The sequence below is a fragment of the Escherichia sp. MOD1-EC6098 genome (genome assembly GCF_002965865.1).
In the GTDB taxonomy this organism is placed as follows: domain Bacteria; phylum Pseudomonadota; class Gammaproteobacteria; order Enterobacterales; family Enterobacteriaceae; genus Escherichia; species Escherichia marmotae.
This window is the reverse complement of sequence record NZ_PTSN01000069.1, coordinates 1-1647: the sequence shown is the minus strand read 5'-3', so window position 1 is coordinate 1647 and position 1647 is coordinate 1. Positions and strand designations below refer to the sequence as shown.

Here is a 1647-nt window from a genome sequence, read left to right as displayed (position 1 = left end):
AGCGTGTCCGGTGTCCATGAGGCTTATTTTTGGCTGTTTTCGTCCTCCGGCGTCGTCTTTCCGGCTCCTCCTGGTGGCCAGAAGCAGCACCGTTACAGTGCCTGCCTCACAGTGCTGGATCCAGCACCGCAGCACCGTAAGCAGCACTCCTCCCATAAAATCAGGCACTGTAAGCAGCACCGTAAAGGGAAAATCCAGCCACAATCCAGCACCATAACAGGCACCGTTACAGTGCCTGTTGTTGATTAACGCCATGATTAATAAGGATTAGCACTGTAACAGTGCCGGTTACAGTGCCTGATCCAGCCACAATCCGGCACCGTTGCGGTGCTGCGTATGGCGGAAAAAGGTAAATTTTGCCACCTGAAATAATTTTAACACACTGATTCTAAAGATAAATCATGCAAAACGCAGTTTTGCGACAGGTGTGGGAAATGCAGGTCAGAGGAGAGGGGAATTTCAGGCGCGGATCCGGTCCTGGTTCGGGCTACAGGACCCTCAGAAAAAGCGAATAAATTTGCGCTGGCCGTCATGGCGTTACGCCGGGGTATCGGGGTGAAACCCTGAGCAGGGAGTAATTGTAATAGCGTCACGTGTGACGGTATTACAATTACACATCCTGTCCTGTGACAGGCAGCCGGATACGGTCGTCCAGGTGGCAACAGTACGGCAGGGGGTACAACTGTACCCCGTCACATCCGCAAAAGATTTACGGCACAAAACAGGAGCGACGCAACAACTGCCGTACATCTGCCGGTAACACGACCCCATGAACGGGACTGGACAGGAGGTTTAATCGTATAACCGCGCACGCACGTTCATCCGATTAAACCTGATCAGGGCTTTACCCCGACACTCACGATGTGATGAACGGATGAACATAAAACAACCGGAAAAACGCGCACTGTCCAGGCAAAGAACGGAACACGGCATAATCACATGACGCTGAATACAGAGACAGAACGGAGAACGACAGAAGGTGAACAAACAGCAGCAAACCGCACTTAACATGGCGCGATTCATCAAAAGCCAGAGTCTGACACTGCTTGAAAAGCTGGATGCCCTCGATGCCGACGAACAGGCAACCATGTGTGAACGGCTGCACGAACTGGCGGAAGAACTGCAGAACAGCATACAGACGCACTTTGAAGCGCAGTACGGCATTGGAGTTGAACAACCATAAAGACGCTGGCGAAAGCGGTCGCGGCTTGTCCGTGAGCGTTTTCGCCAACAGACAAGCCCGGAGGGCGCGTCAGGACATGGGCTGAAGGGAACACCGACGCGTAAGCGCTCAAATCAGACTGGCGGGGAAATTCCGCTTCCTCGCCCACTCGCTCACTACGTTCGGTCGCTGGGGCTGCGGCGAGCGGTGGAGGCTCTCACATAACGGCGGACAGCTTATCCACAGAATCAGGGGATAACCGGGACAGAACATGTGGGCAAAAGAGCACGACCAAAAAAGGCCGCGGCAAAGCCGTTTTTCCATAGGCTCCGCCCCCCTGACGAGCATCACAAAAACAGACGCTCAAGTCAGAGGTGGCGAAACCCGACAGGACTATAAAGATACCAGGCGTTTCCCCCTGGAAGCTCCCTCGTGCGCTCTCCTGTTCCGACCCTGCCGCTTACCGGATACCTGTCCGCCTTTCT

Annotated in this window: 2 protein-coding genes; both read left to right on the top strand. The window is 54.0% G+C overall.

Features of this window, described 5'->3' with window-relative positions:
* Positions 1-3: 3 nt before the first annotated feature.
* The gene (locus tag C0K55_RS26850) at positions 4-249 is read left to right on the top strand and encodes a hypothetical protein (protein ID WP_105283457.1); all 246 of its coding nucleotides are present in this window, start codon (positions 4-6) and stop codon (positions 247-249) included.
* Positions 250-979: 730 nt separating this feature from the next.
* Complete coding sequence (locus tag C0K55_RS25625; protein ID WP_001041634.1) at positions 980-1183, top strand: Rop family plasmid primer RNA-binding protein; 204 nt, start codon at positions 980-982, stop codon at positions 1181-1183.
* The last annotated feature ends 464 nt before the right edge of the window (positions 1184-1647 follow it).